Source organism: Paenibacillus ihbetae (assembly GCF_002741055.1).
Classification (GTDB): Bacteria; Bacillota; Bacilli; order Paenibacillales; family Paenibacillaceae; genus Paenibacillus_AQ; species Paenibacillus_AQ ihbetae.
On sequence record NZ_CP016809.1, the window covers coordinates 6,449,891 to 6,467,858 of the forward strand.

At 48.0% G+C, this 17,968-nt stretch carries 15 protein-coding genes; 7 read left to right on the forward strand and 8 right to left on the reverse strand.

Annotated features, from left to right (window positions below):
• The first annotated feature begins 28 nt into the window (after positions 1–28).
• A complete protein-coding gene (locus BBD41_RS28985; RefSeq protein ID WP_099480216.1) occupies positions 29–1,099 on the forward strand; it encodes a flavin-containing monooxygenase in 1,071 nt (356 codons plus the stop codon).
• 224 nt (positions 1,100–1,323) lie between these two features.
• Positions 1,324–2,136: an arsenite methyltransferase gene (locus BBD41_RS28990; RefSeq protein WP_099480218.1), complete on the forward strand. Its 813-nt coding sequence runs from the start codon at positions 1,324–1,326 to the stop codon at positions 2,134–2,136.
• Between the two features lie 67 nt (positions 2,137–2,203).
• Here BBD41_RS28990 and BBD41_RS28995 read toward each other — a convergent pair whose 3' ends face one another.
• Positions 2,204–3,055: a LysR family transcriptional regulator gene (locus tag BBD41_RS28995; protein ID WP_099480220.1), complete on the reverse strand. Its 852-nt coding sequence runs from the start codon at positions 3,053–3,055 to the stop codon at positions 2,204–2,206.
• 128 nt (positions 3,056–3,183) lie between these two features.
• Between BBD41_RS28995 and BBD41_RS29000 the strand changes: the two genes are divergently transcribed.
• Positions 3,184–4,173: a zinc-binding dehydrogenase gene (locus tag BBD41_RS29000; RefSeq protein ID WP_099480223.1), complete on the forward strand. Its 990-nt coding sequence runs from the start codon at positions 3,184–3,186 to the stop codon at positions 4,171–4,173.
• An 86-nt stretch (positions 4,174–4,259) separates the two neighbouring features.
• On the opposite strand, the gene BBD41_RS29005 is transcribed toward BBD41_RS29000, so the two are convergent.
• Positions 4,260–5,873, reverse strand: a complete 1,614-nt coding sequence (locus tag BBD41_RS29005) for an ABC transporter permease (protein ID WP_099480225.1) — start codon at positions 5,871–5,873, stop codon at positions 4,260–4,262.
• A gap of 23 nt (positions 5,874–5,896) precedes the next feature.
• On the reverse strand, positions 5,897–6,778 hold the full coding sequence (locus BBD41_RS29010) for an ABC transporter ATP-binding protein (protein ID WP_099480227.1): 882 nt from the start codon (positions 6,776–6,778) through the stop codon (positions 5,897–5,899).
• 322 nt (positions 6,779–7,100) lie between these two features.
• Between BBD41_RS29010 and BBD41_RS29015 the strand changes: the two genes are divergently transcribed.
• From BBD41_RS29015 to BBD41_RS29025, 3 genes are all read left to right on the forward strand, one after another.
• Positions 7,101–7,697 (forward strand): TetR/AcrR family transcriptional regulator, encoded by a 597-nt coding sequence (locus BBD41_RS29015; RefSeq protein ID WP_077566422.1) that lies wholly within the window; start codon positions 7,101–7,103, stop codon positions 7,695–7,697.
• A 69-nt stretch (positions 7,698–7,766) separates the two neighbouring features.
• Positions 7,767–8,972: an erythromycin esterase family protein gene (locus BBD41_RS29020; protein ID WP_157929348.1), complete on the forward strand. Its 1,206-nt coding sequence runs from the start codon at positions 7,767–7,769 to the stop codon at positions 8,970–8,972.
• Between the two features lie 18 nt (positions 8,973–8,990).
• Entirely contained in the window at positions 8,991–9,806 is an 816-nt protein-coding gene (locus tag BBD41_RS29025) for a nucleotidyltransferase family protein (protein ID WP_099480231.1), read from the forward strand.
• Between the two features lie 258 nt (positions 9,807–10,064).
• Here BBD41_RS29025 and BBD41_RS29030 read toward each other — a convergent pair whose 3' ends face one another.
• Complete coding sequence (locus tag BBD41_RS29030; protein ID WP_099480233.1) at positions 10,065–10,481, reverse strand: VOC family protein; 417 nt, start codon at positions 10,479–10,481, stop codon at positions 10,065–10,067.
• A 274-nt stretch (positions 10,482–10,755) separates the two neighbouring features.
• On the opposite strand from BBD41_RS29030, the gene BBD41_RS29035 reads away from it, so the two are divergent.
• Complete coding sequence (locus BBD41_RS29035) at positions 10,756–11,913, forward strand: enolase C-terminal domain-like protein (RefSeq protein WP_099480236.1); 1,158 nt, start codon at positions 10,756–10,758, stop codon at positions 11,911–11,913.
• Positions 11,914–12,144: 231 nt separating this feature from the next.
• Here BBD41_RS29035 and BBD41_RS29040 read toward each other — a convergent pair whose 3' ends face one another.
• The 4 genes from BBD41_RS29040 to BBD41_RS29055 all read right to left on the reverse strand — a co-directional run bounded on the left by BBD41_RS29040 (position 12,145) and on the right by BBD41_RS29055 (position 17,954).
• Positions 12,145–13,626, reverse strand: coding sequence for a hypothetical protein (locus tag BBD41_RS29040; RefSeq protein ID WP_099480238.1), 1,482 nt, complete (start codon positions 13,624–13,626; stop codon positions 12,145–12,147).
• A gap of 17 nt (positions 13,627–13,643) precedes the next feature.
• Positions 13,644–15,632: a hypothetical protein gene (locus BBD41_RS29045; RefSeq protein WP_099480240.1), complete on the reverse strand. Its 1,989-nt coding sequence runs from the start codon at positions 15,630–15,632 to the stop codon at positions 13,644–13,646.
• 113 nt (positions 15,633–15,745) lie between these two features.
• Complete coding sequence (locus BBD41_RS29050; protein WP_099480242.1) at positions 15,746–16,606, reverse strand: hypothetical protein; 861 nt, start codon at positions 16,604–16,606, stop codon at positions 15,746–15,748.
• Complete coding sequence (locus BBD41_RS29055; protein WP_099480244.1) at positions 16,581–17,954, reverse strand: hypothetical protein; 1,374 nt, start codon at positions 17,952–17,954, stop codon at positions 16,581–16,583. Before BBD41_RS29055 ends, BBD41_RS29050 begins: the two co-directional genes overlap by 26 nt.
• Positions 17,955–17,968 lie beyond the last annotated feature (14 nt).

Genomic DNA, 17,968 nt, shown 5'->3' on the forward strand with positions numbered 1-17,968 from the left:
AGTGCAATTAATAAGGGGAGGTAATAAGATGGCATCAGAATTAGATGCAATAGTTATCGGAGGCGGGCAAGCCGGTCTTGCATCCGGGTATTACTTGAAGAAAAACGGACTGAAATTTTTGATCCTGGAAGCAGGCGAGCATGCAACGGGGTCCTGGCCAAATTATTACGATAGTTTAAAGCTGTTTTCGCCTGTAAGGCTGTCCTCATTGCCAGGGATGAGGATATCCGGGGCTGCAACCCACTATCCGTCCCGAAATGAAGTGATTCAGTACCTTAAAGCGTATGCCCAGCGTTTGGACTTACCGATTCGAACGAATCAAAGAGTTATTGCCGTGGAGAAAACAGAGAACGGTTTTTCTGTCCAGGCAGCAGCAGGAGACGTCTATCTGGCCCGCACGATCATCAATGCGACAGGTTCCTTTCATAATCCACATACGCCTGACATAAACGGAGCGGAGGTTTTTCAAGGGGAAATCCTGCACTCTTCCGCGTATCGAAATCCGACTCGTTACCGGGGACAACGAGTCGTGGTCGTTGGGCGTGGGAATTCTGCGGTTCAAATTGCGGTCGAGCTTGCTGACAACAGCCATACATCGCTTGCTGTGCTTCGGCCCGTTCAACTTACGAAAACAAAAGTACTAGGAATTGATCTGCACTTTTGGCTTAGAGCCGTCGGTTTGGATACATTTCCTTTCTGGAGATTCGGCAAAAAGCCGCCAATCCCGAATTCCGTTGCCGACTTGGATGATTACCGTGCACGATTAAAGGCTCGGAAGCCAGATCAAAGGTTGATATTTACCTCTTTTTACGCCGAGGGCGTCATCTGGCCAGATGGAACGAAAGAACCGGTAGATACCGTCATTTTTGCGACCGGCTATCGCCCCAATCTATCTAACCTGCAACCCATCGGGGCACTTGACATTGAGGGAAAACCGACCCATAAAGCAGGAATAAGCCTTACGGTTCCAGGACTTTATTATGTCGGTTTAGAAGGACAGCGTTCCTTTGCTTCCGCAACATTAAGGGGGGTGGGGCCGGACGCGAAATACGTTGTACGCAAGCTTATGCGTTATTTGAAAATAAGAAATCATTTGTAGGGAGGGTATTACCTATGTATTTAAATTGGTGGGCCGAAGAATATCTTTTGAAACAGCAGCAGCTCGAAATTGAGCGCTCCGTAAGGGAAGCCTGGAAATGGAAGGAGCCAAAGGAGGGAGTGTTGAACCAACTTCTTTGGAGACGGCAACCTACGAATACAATAGCCTGTTGTGCACCTAGCTGTTGCTGATTGTATAAAAAACTTGAAGGAGAGAGGATATCTATGAATCAAGTAACGAAGGATCAAATCCGTCAGAATGTGCGTAACCGTTATAAACAAGTGGCTGTTCAAGAAAGTTATGCCGGTTCATGTTGTCAAACCGACACGCAAGCAACCAGCTGCTGCAGCACACCTTCCGACTTCAATTCGATCTCCAGTAAGCTTGGATATTCGAATGATGAACTAAGCGCGGTGCCTGAAGGTGCAAATCTTGGTTTGGGGTGCGGCAATCCCCAAGCTATTGCGTCATTAAAGCCTGGTGAAGTCGTACTCGACTTAGGCAGCGGCGGGGGCTTTGACTGTTTCTTAGCGGCCCGGCAGGTGGGGGAGACCGGTAAAGTGATCGGCGTTGACATGACACCTGAAATGGTTAGCCGTGCACGTAACAATGCTATTAGAGGGGAGTATTCGAATACAGATTTTCGTTTAGGAGAAATTGAGCATCTTCCTGTTGCTGATAACACCGTGGATGTCATCATTTCAAACTGTGTTATCAACCTCTCGCCAGATAAGCAGCAGGTGTTTAATGATTCGTTTCGTGTTCTTAAAAGTGGCGGCCGACTGGCGATTTCCGATATTGTGACAACAGCCGTGCTTCCTTCAGAAATAAAGAATGACTTGGATGAACTGTATTCAGGCTGCATATCAGGAGCATCTTCAATCAGCGAGATATATACCATGCTTCAACAAAGCATATATACCGATATCTCCATCGAACCGAAGGATGAGTCCAAAGCTTTTATTAAAGATTGGGTTCAAGGATCGAATATCGAGGATTACATCGTATCAGCTGTAATCAAGGCAAGTAAGCCCTAACACGGAGGGGAAGTCGGCGTTTTTAGAGAAAGAGGAGTTGAAGTTTCAGAGAGAGAAACTTCAACCACTATGGATTATCTAGCTTTAGAAAAGCTCGAAGAGCGCTGCTGACCGGGACGTTCCGGTGAAAAATAAAATGCACCACTAGCTCACGATAGGACTTTGGAAGCGTCATGGCTTTCATGTTGCTCTCCTTGGAAATTGTTACGGCATTGGACCTCGGAAGGAGAGCTACGCCGAGTCCCGAAGCAACTCCTCCGATCACGGCTTCGAGCGAACCGAACTCCATGATACGAGGATGATGGACTCCGGCTTCTGCCAGCAGGCGCTCCACTCTGGACCGGTGTGTGCAGCCCGTCGATAAGATCAGCATTGGCTTGTGCAATTGCTCCTGCAGACTCTCGGCCTCAACTCCGGTGAGCAACACTAGTTCTTCATGATAGGAAGGAATCTGTTTCAGTTGAGGATGCGTTACAGGGCCGTACACGAAAGCCCCGTCGAGTTCACGGTTCAGTACTTGCTGCATGAGTACGGCTGAATTGCCCGTGTTAAGAGACAGACTGACCTCAGGGTATCGAGCATAATAATCGGCGAGGCGTTCCGGAAGATAAGCCGCAGCGGTCGATTCAATCGCTCCAATTCGCAGCTGTCCCCGCGGCTTATCCTCAGCCTGAACGGATTTCTTAGCTTCATCCAGCAAATTTAAAATTTCACGCGCATATCCAAGCAGGATCTTGCCCGCTGGAGTCAATTCCATCCCTCGGTTGCTTCGGATAAACAGTGTTGTTTGCAGACCTTCTTCCAACTGGCGGATCCGACCCGTGACGTTGGAGGGCACATACTGGAGACGCTGGGCAGCCCGGGTGATGCTGCCTTCCTCCGCTACTGTGCAAAATATCCGTAAATCTCCACTTTCCATTCGGTTCACCTTCCAGGATTCATTTTTACTGAATGTCATATTCATTACTAACAATTTTACATGCATCGGGGTGAATCTTACAATGAACCCAGGACGGCCAACAGGCTGGAGGAAAGAGAGGGGTTCATATGAAAGCAGTTATTCATCATGGCTCAAGCGGCCTGAACGGACTTCGGGTCCGTGATGTGGAAATGAAACAACCGGGGCTAGGTGAAGTTAGAGTCCGCTTGAAGGCGGCTGGTCTCAATCACCGCGATTTATTTTTAATGGAGGGAAGGCAGGCAGCGGACAGGCCGCTCATTCTAGGTTCAGACGGGGCAGGGATCATTGATGAAGTGGGTGAGGGAGTTAGCGATCTCACTATCGGCACCGAGGTTATCATCCATCCGACGATCGGCTGGGAGCGGACCCAAGAGGTCCCGGAGGTACCGGAGATTTTGGGAGGACCGATGGACGGCACGTTTGCCGAGACGGCAGTGATCCCGGCGGGCAATGCCTTCAGAAAGCCATTATATCTGAGTTGGGAGGAAGCGGGAGTACTTCCTTTGTCGGCTCTGACAGCCTACCGTGCGCTGTTTACAAGGGCCCAAATCAAGGCAGGCGAGCATGTGCTCATTCCGGGCATAGGAGGCGGGGTTGCAACCTATGCTATGCTTATGGCCCAAGCTGCGGGGGCTGTCGTGAGTGTTACATCCCGCAGTGAAGCCAAGCTTGTTGAAGCTCGTAGGAATTCTTTACATAGGGCTTTTTCAAGCGACGGGGATTGGAACGAAGAGCTGGAAGGGGAGAAGGTGGACGTGATCCTGGATAGCATCGGTCCGGCTACCTTTTCCCAGTACTTAAAGGTGATTAAGCCCAATGGGCGGATTATCAGTTTCGGGGCCAGCTCCGGCGATACGGTAGAGGTGCCGCTTAGGGCTTTGTTTTTTCCTCAGCTGTCCTGGATCGGTACATCGATGGGGAGCAGGGAGGAGTTTGCTGAGATGCTTCAGTTCATGGACAAGCACAGGATTCGTCCGCTGATCGACCGTATGTACGCGATAGATGAGACACGAAGCGCGTTTCAGCGAATGATGGCGGGCGAGCAGTTTGGCAATATCGGTTTGCTCTTCGGATAAACTTCGTTAATGCACAAAAAACGGGCCGAAAATACACGTTTCAGCCCGTTTTGTTCATAATCACTCTCAAAGCCTGAATGTCTCAGCTAAGCTCCTTCCACCATATCCCGTTTGCGATATCCCATATAGCCCATAACCATCAAAGCAACACTGATCACCGAGATCGTAATAAAGGTTGCCGGATCAAACGGATCTACAGGCATCCGCGGAATCCAGCTTTGAACGGCTGTCTTTGCGAACCATTTCGGCAAATCCAAAATGCCGCCAAAGTAGTTTAATGCAAAAGAATAGCCAAGATACCCATATACCGCTTTCCCTAGTCTTGGGGCCCAGCCTAAAGCCAAAGCGGCAAGTCCCGTAAAGAATAACACGGAAGGGAAGAAGTTATAACCAGCCACGAAAAAATCCCGCATATTCATGGACGAGCGGTCACCCATGGCAGAAATGGCCGTCCCGCCTAGACCGCTAGAAGCGAGCAAAATGCCAACGATTCCAGCGACGATGGCCAAAATGACACTCGTCCAATAGAGCTGAGCTCGCGTCACTTTGGTAGCATAAAGCTGACTTAAATGCAGCCGCGTTTCTTCCGAGAACAGTTTGTTCACGATCGCAATCGGCAAAATGGAAACCATTCCGATCATGACCATCATAATGGTCCCGGTGAAGGATTCTTCGATGGAAACGCCGGATATCGTAAACATTTGACTCATGACTTCATTGCTTTCAAGGAAAGCCTGCATATCTCCATAAATCGAACCATAGGCCGCTCCCATGATAACGAAGGCAATCAACCAGCTGATCATTACGCCTTTATTCAGCTTGGCAAACAGACCGGGTACGGACAGTAATGATTTTTTTGCCGACTCCCGCCCTTCACGCTCTGGCAAATAACCGGCCCCCATATCTCGGCCGTCTTCAAGGGCAAACGCGATGATCACGGCAATGACGCTGAAGACTACGGCCAAAATGAGAGGGAACCAATTGTTATCCGTAAAAGGATAGGTCAGATATGTCCAACCCATAGGATTGATCATAGAAAAATCAACATTCGACACATCCGTTCCGGCACGGAAGATGTAAAGCAAGCCTACAATTCCGAGCGATGAACCGGTTGCCCCGGAGGAGGTCGGCATCAATTGCGCCATAACCAAAGCGATCACGGCTCCCAGGATCCCGGCCATCCCGATGGATGCGCCAAACAAAAAGGATCCTTCGGCCGAAATCGTATCTACGCCATAGCTGGTCATGACTCCACCAATCACAAGCGCCAATAGAATATTAATCATAACGACTTCGGCGATCACCGCAAGCGAATTGGCTTGACGACCAACTTGAAAAGAGCGTACGAGTTCAGTAAGCCCGAGATCTTCTTCTTTGCGAGTATGGCTTACCACATGCAAAGCAGCGATGATCATTGCAAACAAACCGCAGAATAACAACATTTCGTGCGCATACATCGCACCTAATGTGTAATCCGCTCCCGTCTCAACCGGTGTCGGACCAACCATGGAAATCATGGCAGGATTTTGCAAGGTTTCATACATTCCCTGTGAACCTTGCCCTTTGCCGATTTCTACAAAAGCCGGGACAAATCCGGCAGAAAACAAGCCTAAGCCTAAAACCCAGATGATGATTTTTTTCCAATCACGTTTCAAATATTGGGCGAGTAGTATACGCGAACGCGCAAATTTTTCTTGCATTTTAGTCTCCTCCGTTTCCGCTCTTAGACTTCATAATGACGCATGAATAAGTCTTCCAGCGTAGGCGGCACGGATTCAAACTTCTTGACGCCCAATTTTGCCGCTTCGGACAAAATATCGTTGATAAACTCGTTATCCGCAGAGAATGTCGCTTGATTGCCGGATTGCTTGAAATCATGGACACCGTTCACGGATGCCATTTTAGCGACATTGCCTTGCGTTACCATAGTTACTGTAGAACGGGTTAAGTGACGAAGCTCATCCAATGTCCCGGTTTCAACCACTTTGCCTTGGCGAATGATAACCACTTTATCGGCCAGTCGTTCCACTTCGCTTAAAATATGGGAGGACAGTAAGATGGCTTTTCCTGCAAGCTTGATTTTTTCGACTTCATCCTGGAAGACGGCTTCCATCAAAGGATCAAGGCCGGAAGTCGGTTCATCGAAAATATACAGATCAGAGTCAACGGATAAAGCCGCGATCAAGCCGACCTTTTGCCGATTTCCTTTGGAATAGCCCTTGGCCTTCTTCTTAGGATCCAATTCAAACCGTTTAATCAAATAGTCGCGTTTATTTTTGTCTCCACCGCCATGCAATTTCATAAATAAATCAATGATTTCGCCGCCTGTTAAGCTGCCCCAAAGCGCCACATCCCCAGGAACATAAGAAAGTCGTTTGTGAATCTCAAGGCTGTCCTTCCATACATCCTTGCCAAAGATCTTCGCATCCCCGGCATCCCGATGGATGATCCCGAGGAGTGTACGAATCGTTGTGGATTTCCCCGCCCCGTTCGGCCCGATAAAGCCGACAACTTCCCCGGCATCTACCGTAAATGAAACGTCATGCAACGCCTTGAATTTCCCGAAGCTTTTTTGCAGGCCTTGCACTTTCACAATGTTTGTCATAGCACTAAAACTCCTTCATAACCAGTTTTAGTAACGTGCTTTCCAGTTTAATACAAAGCTTCAATCTCATAATTAGCGAACTATATTATTAATATTAGTTCGTATTTATATGATAATCGCCTTGTTTTAAACCAAAGTTCATTTACAGTTTCAGTTATACACCCGAATTTCCGCATAGTCAATGCAAAAAAACATAAGTTTAGAACTCATATTTGTTTGATCATTCATAATTTCGCTATATAATAAATAGGAAGGGAAAATACGAACTAAATCTTCCTTAAAATTTTTTTTAGTCATAATCGTCAGAAAGCAGGAATAAGGAATGAATGGTTTTGAAAAGAGGACACAAGCGAAGAAATATCAAGTTCTGGAGGCAACTTTTAACTTGATAAATACTGAAGTCGGCATCGAAAATGTAACGGTGGATGAGATTGCTAGACATGCCAATGTCGGTAAAACGACAATCTTCAAGTATTTTGGGAGCAAAGAAAACCTGATCCATGAGGTGTTTAAGTATTTTATAACTCAAATGGGGGATGAGGCCCGAAAAATTATGGCCGAAAATAAACCGTTCGAAGAAACGATCATTGCCATGAGTCAGATGAAAATTCACTTTCTGGAGAAGATCAACAAGCAGTTTTATTTGGATTTAATGGATTATTTTACAAAGAAGGACGATGACGGATTATCATTGATGATGCAGGAGCACGTTAAGGAGAGCTACAGTCTCATGTTGGATTTGTTTCACCGCGGTCGTAAAGAAGGGAAGGTCGATCTGAAATATTCGGATGAGTTTCTGCTGATTTATTTCCAGGCCCTGGTTGAAGGGATCTCCAGCCCGCATATCTACTCGAAGATAATGCCCTATACCGCCCAATGGACGGAATTGCTGATAAAAGGGGTTGCGCCAAGCAAATAAAGCAATCAGTGAACGTTCGGATAGTATATAGCATAAGGTGAAGTTTAAAAAGTCAAGGGGATGATTACTGTGGAAGAAGTACGAACCAACTCAGATTCAGCAGAGGAAGCGGTGACCCAGTGGATCAGGAGTAATGCTTACGCTATCGCCACAATTGATCCCCAGGCTCCTTACACTGATTTAGAGCCCTTAGCCAATATCTTTCGCAACAGTACTGTCATCGGGATTGGAGAGTCGACTCGCGGTGCCCGAAGCGCTCACCAGATATATCTCATTAAGGACCGACTTACGAGATTTCTTGTTGAATATCTAGGATTCCGTACGCTCTTTCTGGAAACGGACTGGACTGTAGGTATGCAGCTTAATGAGTACTTGCGTACAGGCAAGGGGGACCCAGAAGCTTTGCTTACTGCAGCTTGGGGCCCTTTACAGACAGAAGAGGTTCTCGATGCTCTATGTTGGATGCGCTCCTATAATGTACAGAACCCGGACGATACCATTCGAGTTTTTGGTGGGTACTTCGGTGCAGGGCATGTTCAGGTATTCGACGAAGTAGCTAACTATGTGCGTATAAATGCGCCGGAACAGCTGGATGAGCTAGAGACTCATTATTTGTTTCTTCGTCCCTCGGGTGAAATAGACAAGCATGTCGAGTGGTACTCCAGCCAGCTAAATAAACAGCCATTCATTGATCACGCACGACTGGCCTACCAGCTCATTGCCAAGCTCCCGAGAAATGACGGGCACGAATTGGCGCTTCAACACTCTCGTTTCATCTTAGGCTTCTATGAGTACGAGGGCTTTGAGAGCCTTGACCTCGATCATCGAATGGCAAATAACATGATTTGGTGGCAGGAGAACACAAGTGACAAAGTGGTTTATTGGGGAGGGATTGCACATACAGCCAAAGACAGTCTCCTCGCGACGGGGCGCAGTGCTGGAAGCTATCTGCATGAATACTTTGGATCGGGTTACACATCTCTGGGCGTAACCTTCCATCACGGATTGGGTGCAGACTACATTCCTGAACCGTCGGCAGAGTTTGCAGAAGCAGTCCTGGGAGAAGTCGATTTGGATTCTTACCTCCTGAATCTGAATGCTACTCAACCGGACACAGTCCGAGCATGGCTCAACACACCAACCAAAATACGGGTGATTGGTCCTTATTACGACCCGGAGAAAGATTCAACATTTCACATGGTTGGGCCTCTCGCCAAATGGTTTGATATCATCATTCATTTTCAGGAGATTACAGCAGCTCGCAACTTGTTTTGATGTAAGGCGGTGATTGGAATGAGAATATTGATAGCTGGTTATGGTCTGGACCCTAATGGTTTCATAGTAAGCGATGTTAGCAAAGACAAAATTGATGATGTCTATATGACTTGCATCCACGAATCGATCGAGTGCCTTAAACAGGCATTTCATCAACAACTTCATAGTGTTTATCTGTATGGTAGTGTAGCGAGAGGAGAAGCGATTCCAATTAAATCCGATTTAGACCTTATCGCTATGTTCAATACCCAATTGAGTTCAGATAAGTTAGCAGAATTAAACTTACTTGCTGGAGAACTATCTAAAAATTATCGTTCTTTAGTTCGTGATGTCGGTATAGCTGTAGCGTATTATGATTATACGCTTGACCCTGCAAATTATTTCGAAAATGCCTTTCTTAAAGAGCTCTGTGTTTGTGTATATGGAGAGGATCTAGGAGAACGGTTTGGCCCTTATAAGCTTACAGCAGAGATACCAATCCGTTTTAATGGCGATATTGAACAGGTCCTTGAGCGGAAGTTAGCAAGGTTAACAACAGCGTCTGGAGAAGCTTATAAAACCATAACAAAAAGCTTCGCTCGTAAACTAATCCGAACATTCTATTCCATGGTGATGGTGCGTTCTCAGATATGGACGACTCGACTTCACGAGCAAGCTGAAGTCTTTCTTCAGCACTTCCCAGAAAAGAAATCCATCATTCACACTCTGCTTAATTGGATTGATGGACCGCCAATGGACCATAAGGCTGTTTATGAGTTGTTTAAGATGGAGGGGAAGTGGGCGAGCGCTAATTTTATGAGTGAAGCCAAAATGTCTTATAAAGCTAAGGGGTAGATGATTGATTCAATACATCCTCCGATGGATTGACACTCCGGCCTTGTTCCCTTGGCGTCGTTACGCGTGAACACCACCGGAACAGCAAACGTCGATGATACTTTTCTTATCAATGCTCCCAAATCATTAGCCAAAGAGCAGGATATTAGGTGTTAAACTTTAGGCGAATCCATTCGTTTAATTAATCTACTTGCCTGCCAGGCAGAATTTAAAAGGGCTGCCCTCCAGCTTGTAGTTAGGGCAGCCTGTGACAGTTTGTTATTGCGGTTTCACTGTGAAAATCTGAAACGTAATGCCGTACCGGTCGGTCACAACGCCATATGCAGGACTAAAATGAACTTCTCCAAGAGGGATATTCACTTGACCTCCTTGCTGCAGAGCTTGGAAGAAACGCTTTGATTGATTTACATCTGGTGTTGTCAAGCAAATATTCACCTGATTTCCTTCCTTGTAGGGAAAATCCGCATCAATGTCAGCCGCAAAAAGCTCCGTGTCGCCGATTCGCAAAATAGAGTGAGCGAGTCGGGCTCTCTCCGTTTTGGACAGTTTTTCGCCGCCTGGCGATTCTCCGAGCGTCTGCTTAAACAGGATTGTCGCGCCTAACGCTTCCTCATAGTATCGGATTGCCTCTTCAACCTTTCCGTCCAGCATAATAAAAGGGATCGCTTTCAACATTGTTACCCGTCTCCTTTACATGTCTATTCGTAGCTCCACTCATGGATACATCTACATTAAGTCTCATAATAGTGACAGTACTTGTCATGATAATCCAATAACAAAATGGGACGGGTAATTTTTTTACTCACGACTGTTGAAACCGTGAACTTTTATTACAGAACTCCATGGATGAAGAATTTTTCTTATCTACTAACAATATAAATCTAAAACAGTGTTCTGCACACGAATTAAATAGGGACATGATACCGTCGAGTCGGTTAAGGAGGATCCTATGAACATTGCGGGCATACAGGCTGATTGGAAAGTGGAAAAAATCGAATTCGCCAAGTTAACCGGAGAACGAGCCAGAAGCGCGGGGGCCAATGGCAGAATCGGCATTCATGGCAAAAGCTGCACAGTGGATATCGCCAGAATTACGATCGATGGACAAACAGGTTACGGCAGCTCGATTCATATAACGCCGGAGTGGGCCGAAAACATAATTGGCCGCCGATTGCTTGACTTATTCGATGAGCGTGGCCGACTGCATGAAGCGTATCATTTACAATTGGAATATCCCGTGTTCGATTGGTTAGGGAAGCGGGAAGGTAAACCCGTGTACCAATTAGTATCCGGTGCCCACATGGTATCGGGAACTCCTGTGGTTGTCCCTTGTTACGATACCTCGCTTTACTTCGATGATTTGCATTTGCCCGATGAGCGGGCTGCAGTCGCATTGATGCAAGAAGAAGCCATGCAAGGTTATGCGAAGGGCCAACGTCATTTTAAGATTAAGGTTGGCCGAGGCGGACGCCATATGCCGCTCTGGGAAGGGACCAAACGAGATATCGCGATCGTACATGGGATATCGGAAGTGGCAGGTCCCGCAGGCAAGATCATGATCGATGCGAATAATGCATATAATTTGAACTTGACCAAAGAGGTTTTGGCAGCTTTGGCTGACGTGAATTTATACTGGGTGGAAGAAGCCTTTCATGAGGATGAAGCCTTGTACGAGGACCTGAAGGAATGGCTCCGCCAACGCGGACAGAATGTGCTTATCGCCGATGGGGAAGGTCTTGCAGCACCTCATCTTGTTGAGTGGGCGATTCGCGGCCGTGTAGATGTGCTGCAGTACGATATCATTTGGCCCGGCTTCACGCATTGGATGGAATTAGGCGAGAAGCTGGATGCCCATGGCTTGCGGTCTGCGCCTCATTGTTACGGCAATGCCTACGGCATTTACGCGTCGGGACATTTGGCAGCAGCGGTACGTAACTTCGAATTTGTGGAATATGATGATATTACAATTGAGGGAATGGACGTATCTGGATATCGAATCGAAAATGGCGAGATCCATATTCCGACCACACCGGGTTTCGGGATCGGCTTCGACGATGAACTTGTAACATACCTTGTAGGGCGATCCGGCTGGTCCAGATGCCGATAATATATTGCGGATCGCGGCCACATCCCGAAGCGGAGGAGAAGGTACCTGCATGTTATTATACACGGAAGTAGCTAATTCGTCCTCGGCAGCGTCATCGCATAACGTCGACCAGTATACATGTTCCCGCTGCTAGCCGAGAAAGCAACGAAAAAAGAAACCTCTCCTTCGGTGAGATGGAAGTACAACCATCTATAGCTGGAGGAGAGGTTTTTGCTGTATCCAATTGTCTCCTTATTGAGATTCAGGCGATTCTCCTAACCTTAACTTCAGCCAGCCTTCTACCGCTTTGATGGGAGACGGAACCAGAAAGGCGTTTCCGTTGGATGGGTAGAGATTGGAAGTTTCAACCCATGCTCCATTCTCTCCGGGCGTGATAAATTCCCATTCTCTGTTGGGCAGCTGCGTCAGCGGCATTACATAGCTTTGTCCTCCGGCCAGCAGTGGACCTAAATAAAAGGTCAGATAGAGCCTGTTTAATGCAGCTTCAATCCGATCCGGAGGGAGGCGGTGTTCAACGACAGGCAGCATACCGCTTATGAGATGTATCGTTGCATACGGGTCCATAATCAGGGACAAGGCCGTTCCGCCCGTATATTCACTAGCGGGAACATCGACCTGACGATTATGCCTGAAATAATCGGATGTGTACCCCGTATCGGCAAAAGCGCTGTTGAACTGCTTATATCCCGTGTGGTCATGGTCGTCGTCATGAACAAAAAAGCCGATCATACCGTCCCCCGTATGATGGGTTTCGCCAATCCATAACGGCATCTTAAACTGGTTAATGGAGATATCCGGAGGGGAATCCGGCCCCTTAAAGGTTTCAAAAAATTTATAAGCCGCAGGGGGCCCGGCCTGCACCAGCTCGACACGTGCTTTCACCAAAGCCAGCGGTTTTCCAGCATATTGGCTTAAACCGGTTGAGCCAGTGGAATCGGGCTGATGGATTACCCACAAGGCCGAGTCGACCAGGTCAAGAAAAGGGGTGAGCACATCTTCCTTATGTTCACGGCTTCGGCGCAAAAACTCACTTAAGAAAGCTTTCATATCCGGATTTATACCATCTGGCAGTTCTGCGGATCCTCCTATCGAAGGCGCACTCTCCGGTGTGCCCGGCGCATTTCTCCAATGGACCCGGTCCCCTTCGTAGGCCGTCACGATTAGACTTCCAAGCATATAGCCGTCCTCATCGTAAATCAGCAAGCTTTGATCCATATAATTCGGAATCATCCAGCCGCAAATGGGGGAATCCGGAAGATTAAAATCGCATTTTTCCCCGCTGCGGGCCTGAATCCAGTTGAAGTCCAGCCGGGTGGGCTGCATGAAGCGCGGAGGAAGCATCATGTACTGTCCAATCGGGAGAGGCGACATTCTCATATCTTCAGCGATGGCATATTGGCTGCATTGAACCTCCTGAAATTGTCCGAAGGTATCAATCAATCTGAGTTTATCCAGTTTAAACCAGCCTCCCCTTAAAGGAGAAAAAAACGTATTGAACAATGGTTTTTCTACGCTATACTCCCCTAATGCCTCCCTGACCCGGGATGCCAGCTCCGCACTTCCAACATTGAAAACCATAATAGGAAAACGCAGTGCAAGCTGACTCATCAAGAATCGTTCATTAAAGCCTTCCAGGGTCTGGGACAGGTAATCCATCTGGGTCAGGTTCCCAAATTTCCGCGCTTCCTCTGCGCCCAATTGCTTGAGCGTCATCGCATGAAGCTGCTCCGCTATATGGGGGTCAAAAAAATGCTGCCCTCAATCACCACAGACTCACGGGTATCCGGCTCCGAATTGTGATATACATAGTCAGTGCCTTGAAAATTCCAGTGATCAAGCTTCGGATGACTGCTGACAAGATTTTGGTCCGGATAATACAGCGCCCGCCAGCTAAGGATTACAGGATTCCAAGGTTCACTCCAAACATTTAAAAACAGCGGGGCAGGCAGCTCCTGCCCTTTATCCAATATCCCTCTCTTGGTGATGTTCTCCAGTGCCTGGTTAACAACAGTATGCAAATAGGCATGCTCATCTTCCGACAATGGCAAAAGATCGAGCTGCTGAGCGATAAAAGTAACCAAAAGCTCGGCACAGTCCGATGTAAACAGCACCGCTTCAAGCAGCAATTCAGGATAGTTTCCTTTAACTTGCTTCCTGGCGAGCAGCTGATCAGTATGACAGGATACCGAATACGCGTTTTCTCTGAATTTAAAGTCAATGGTAAAGGACCGGATCGTTTCTCCGAGTAATCTGCATTTTAAAAGCTCTCCCGGGGCTAGGTTCGAATCAAAGAGATTTCCCCGGCTTGCGCCCGAGAGAAGAAGAACCGGCGAATTCGGCTCGTAGAACCGGTGGTCTGCCGTTTGCTCCAGATTATAGAAGCTGTGAATAGACCCGACCAATTGTTGTTCAAGGATCTTGAGGTGTTCCCCGAGCTCCTCCAAGGCGGACTCTGTAAGTCCCAGCGCATGGATTTCCTTTGCCAGAGCCTCCTCATATTCCTTCATACTTGTTCTTGCCTGGTCATTTCCCAACGGTTCGACGGTGTAGGCAGTAATGATATATTTACACCAAAGATCATAGATTAACGATCGCTTTGCATCAGCATTAAATCGCTGCTTATAAAGCTCATCAAGTCCCTGCTGCAGGCTCCGGTACAGATGCTGCTCGTCTGGGGTTAATTCCGGCAGCTCTTGATGATCACTGTCGCTGTTGCTGATTTTGCTCTGAAGCGTAAAGCTGTTTTGTTCCGCAACGATTTGGAAACGTTTCTTATGATCCATATAGTCAGCCTGATAAATCCCGTCCAGGTTCACAAGCTTATGACTCTGATCATTTAGTAACACGCGCATTAAACGCTCGTTCGAGGATTGGTTTGTCGCATGCAGAGCGGAAACCGCTTCAACGGAAGTATTTCCGACAGCCAGCTTCGGCATAGGAAGTCTTAAGATGAAGTGGCCGTTGTAATCCTTCTCGTCATCCACCCAGTGAAGGCCGGTGACAACCCCGTGCAGAACCGGAAAGGCGGGGTAAATCAAGCCCTCGGGGGGCTTCCAGCCAAACCGGTACCTGCAAATTTCCTCCGATTCGATCAGTGCCGGCTGATTTTGATAGTAACCCCGTATCACATAACTCACTCTGATATCTTCAAGACGATTCCCAAATTTGTCGCCCGCCAATAAATCATCATAAAAGCCGAATACATTGACATGATACGGATACATAGCAGAGAAAGCGGGGTTCCCGGGTCCCAGCGCATGAAGCTGCTGAAATCTTTCCAAAGGCTCACTCATGTTCGTTTCAATCGGGAAGGACCGGCCCAGGATCCTGTAAGGAAAGTCGGGATCATCAAGCTTGGGAAACGTCAAGCTGTCTTCATTTCCGAATTCCGGGCCTTTTTTCTTTTCCATCGCATCGCTCTCCACAACCCAGTGCTTGCAGGATACCCGTTCGGGCTGGGTTTTCGTCGACCACAGCCGGGAGACGATCCACCGGTTAGGAACTCTAGGATATTCGGGCTCAAGCTCTTCGTGCGTTTGATATCCCTGTCTCAGGCCCTCAGGCAAAATCCAGCTCAGATGGATTCCAGGCTTTTCCTGCGCCTTTTCACTCATCACCGGAGCGGGAACTTGATTGCCCAGCGGATCTCTGCCGATTTTGGAGAAATTATCGGCGATATCGGCAAAAACGGTAGGCGTTGGGGTTCTTCCGACCATCATCGCCTGGACCTTCATCGGAACGCACAATATATTATTTTTGGGTAAACTTGGTATCTCCATTCCCCGGCACCTCGCCTCATTCCATGTTTAATACCGCGAAAGCAATTCAATCTTTATTCGTCTTTCCGGACCACTTTTCCGATATACGGAGTTTTGATCATTTGAAGTGCAAACTCGGCGGAGGTTATCTCCTTTTTAAAATAAGCCTCCATATGCTTCGCCGTTTGATAGACATCAATAGTTCGCATCTTTTCGTTTTGCACGGCGACCTCAATCGAATCCGATTCAGAGAGCAGCTCGCCGCTGTCCAAATTTCTGAGCCGTTTCATGTACCTGCCGTTAATATGGTTGAACCCGAAAAAATATCCTTCCGGCGGTTGATCCAGTTCGAGCGTATAGGGGATCCCTTCAAACAATCCGATCAACACATCGTCGGACAACAATTCGATTCGCAGCGGACGCAAAGGGGTGCCTTGGGAAGAAAGGGCCTTAAACTCCAGCCCGCGCCAGCCGCGGACCAAAGGCGATCGAAGGAGAAATCCCCCGATAGCTTGTACTTCCTCGTCCAGTTCCTTTGCCGTAACGGACTTGCTTTGAAGCAAGGGGCGGACCGCCTTCATTCTTTTGCCGATTTGGGAAATGACCGCATCGATTAATTCCTGGTCATGGGTCAGATCGAGGGAAGCGTTTCTTCCTAAGCTGCAAGCCCCGTCAACCAACGCCTGAAGCCAGTTGGGGTTTACATAAAACAAACGTATAGAGTCATCCGGCAGCATCGATTCCGTAGGGATCAGATAATGAAAAGGCAAGTTCACCAGCAGGCATAATTGACTCAGCCAGCCGATCAATTCATCGTCCTGATGTTCCAGGCTCACAGGTTGATCTTTCGTGAGTGCAGCAAGCTCACCAAACACACGGCGGACATGCGTGCGGACAAGCTGAGGCGAATTATCCCAATCCATCCGGACGTGCATCTGTAATCACCTCATTCAGCAAAGTTTTGTATCGATCGTTCAACTGCTCTAACAGGATTTGTTTTCCGCTGGATTTGGTTTGAGGGTCCATTCCCTCTGGCGCCAGGGCTGTTTTGACAAAAGAATACCCGATGGAGCTCTCTTCCTTCCAATCCTGAACCCGTTTTTCATTGGAAGGTGAAGTAAGGTGCAGGCTCAAGAGCCCTTGATAGACTGAAGTCCGGGCCAGCGTTTCATTGCTTTGACGCCATGTATACAGCTTTTGGGCAAAAGACTGATCCGCCAGTGCCATCGACTTGCCGATCTGCCATGCGCTGGAATAGCGAATATCCATCATCCCTATATCGGGATCATAAGCCAGAAGCTGGTCAGCGAAGCGAGCACACTTGACCGGGGCCTTCGTCTCCTCATAAGGAAGGAGCGGAGACTGGTACCAGGATACAACCTGGCTTCCGTCCCGAACAACATGATTGATTGGAAAGTAGCCGAGTTTGCACAGCTTTTGAATTTGTTCACTGCTTCCCTGATAAGGGGTGGACAGCATAGCTGCATTTAGTGACGTGAAGGCCGACCCGAAATCAAAGTCAACTTTTGCCATAGAAAAGCTCCAGTTTGCCAGCACGATCATCCTGGCCGTCTGGACATGTGCCAAGGTGTCCGATCGGCCTTGCTTGCTGCTGAGACAGGCCTCGTATCCTTCCAATGATACGAGGCAGGCAGTATGTCGAATGGTTTGGCTGTCGTCGTCAGGGGCCAGGCAGAACCGATTTGAAACAATCGATGCGAACCAGTCATCCTTGACGGAAGCGTCGGTTACCTTACGATCCAGGCTTACGCCCTTTCCGTGGGCAAGCAGCGATAATGCTTCAGGGTACGGCAATATTTCCGAAAGAAGCTTCGCCGGAATATGTACATAGGTGCATGGATCTTCCGGCTTCTCATGATCCTCGAGGAGGAGAGAAGGAACAAAAACACCGCCTTCCGGCTGCAACGCTTTTCCTATCGTGCTTTCGTGGAGCTTAATGCTTTCCGTCTCGTCAAACACAAGGAGCGCCAGCCAGGGCATGTGGGACTGGCCCTTCAGCAAAGCCCTTTCCCAGGGAAGGGTTCTGCGGTTCAGCACAATATGGGGAAGGCATTCCGCATAGTTGCCTACAGCTTCCCTAGGCGGGTAGACGGAATAGATTTGTTCTGGAGACAGTTGAAATCTTTCGGATGAAACCTTGAAGTCGGTTGTTTCACTGGAGAGCCGGCAGTTGATATTGGTAACCTGCTCAACCTGGACCCGGTAGGTCCCGGCTTTTAACGGCGGTTCACATCTTTGTGAGAAACGAATGGATTCTCCCATAATCAGGCTCCTTT

Coding starts and splice junctions, on each gene's coding strand:
- BBD41_RS28985 (WP_099480216.1), top strand. CDS start 29: ATGGCATCAGAATTAGATGCAATAGTTATCGGAGGCGGGCAAGCCGGT.
- BBD41_RS28990 (WP_099480218.1), top strand. CDS start 1,324: ATGAATCAAGTAACGAAGGATCAAATCCGTCAGAATGTGCGTAACCGT.
- BBD41_RS28995 (WP_099480220.1), bottom strand. CDS start 3,055: ATGGAAAGTGGAGATTTACGGATATTTTGCACAGTAGCGGAGGAAGGC.
- BBD41_RS29000 (WP_099480223.1), top strand. CDS start 3,184: ATGAAAGCAGTTATTCATCATGGCTCAAGCGGCCTGAACGGACTTCGG.
- BBD41_RS29005 (WP_099480225.1), bottom strand. CDS start 5,873: ATGCAAGAAAAATTTGCGCGTTCGCGTATACTACTCGCCCAATATTTG.
- BBD41_RS29010 (WP_099480227.1), bottom strand. CDS start 6,778: ATGACAAACATTGTGAAAGTGCAAGGCCTGCAAAAAAGCTTCGGGAAA.
- BBD41_RS29015 (WP_077566422.1), top strand. CDS start 7,101: ATGAATGGTTTTGAAAAGAGGACACAAGCGAAGAAATATCAAGTTCTG.
- BBD41_RS29025 (WP_099480231.1), top strand. CDS start 8,991: ATGAGAATATTGATAGCTGGTTATGGTCTGGACCCTAATGGTTTCATA.
- BBD41_RS29030 (WP_099480233.1), bottom strand. CDS start 10,481: ATGTTGAAAGCGATCCCTTTTATTATGCTGGACGGAAAGGTTGAAGAG.
- BBD41_RS29035 (WP_099480236.1), top strand. CDS start 10,756: ATGAACATTGCGGGCATACAGGCTGATTGGAAAGTGGAAAAAATCGAA.
- BBD41_RS29040 (WP_099480238.1), bottom strand. CDS start 13,626: ATGACGCTCAAGCAATTGGGCGCAGAGGAAGCGCGGAAATTTGGGAAC.
- BBD41_RS29045 (WP_099480240.1), bottom strand. CDS start 15,632: ATGATGGTCGGAAGAACCCCAACGCCTACCGTTTTTGCCGATATCGCC.
- BBD41_RS29050 (WP_099480242.1), bottom strand. CDS start 16,606: ATGCACGTCCGGATGGATTGGGATAATTCGCCTCAGCTTGTCCGCACG.
- BBD41_RS29055 (WP_099480244.1), bottom strand. CDS start 17,954: ATGGGAGAATCCATTCGTTTCTCACAAAGATGTGAACCGCCGTTAAAA.